Annotated in this window: 1 protein-coding gene; it reads left to right on the top strand. The window is 46.3% G+C overall.

Annotated features, from left to right (window positions below; all coding sequences use genetic code 11):
- On the top strand, positions 1-574 hold a 574-nt coding region (locus tag NZ841_08540; protein ID MCS7202807.1), incomplete at both ends, for a GTP-binding protein.

The following is a 574-nucleotide window of genomic DNA, read 5'->3' as shown; positions in this document are numbered from 1 at the left end:
GATGGGGCGATATTAGTGGTAGCAGCGAATGATGGGCCGATGCCGCAGACTAGGGAGCATATATTACTTGCAAGGCAGGTAGGAGTTCCTCATATAGTAGTATTTATGAACAAGACAGACATGGTAGATGATCCGGAGCTACTTGATTTAGTGGAGCTTGAGGTTAGGGAGCTACTTAGCAAGTATGGATTTCCAGGGGATGAGATACCTGTGATAAGAGGCAGTGCGCTTAAGGCGATGGAAAGTCCGAGTAAAGATCCCAATGCAGAGGAGTACAGGTGTATACAGGAGTTATTAGATGCGATAGATACGTATATACCAGAGCCGGTCAGGGAGACAGACAAGCCATTTTTGATGCCTATAGAGGATGTATTTAGTATTTCTGGTCGTGGGACAGTTGTTACAGGAAGGGTAGAGCGTGGAGTAATAAAGGTAGGTGATGAGGTAGAGATAGTTGGTTTAGGTGAGACGCGTAAGACTGTGGCAACAGGGATAGAGATGTTCAGGAAAGTGCTTGATGAAGGAAGGGCGGGAGACAACATAGGGGTGTTACTTAGGGGTATAGGGAAAGACG

Origin of the sequence: Dictyoglomus sp. (assembly GCA_025060475.1) — a bacterium.
GTDB lineage: Bacteria > Dictyoglomota > Dictyoglomia > Dictyoglomales > Dictyoglomaceae > NZ13-RE01.
This window is presented reverse-complemented; position numbering and strand designations above follow the sequence as displayed.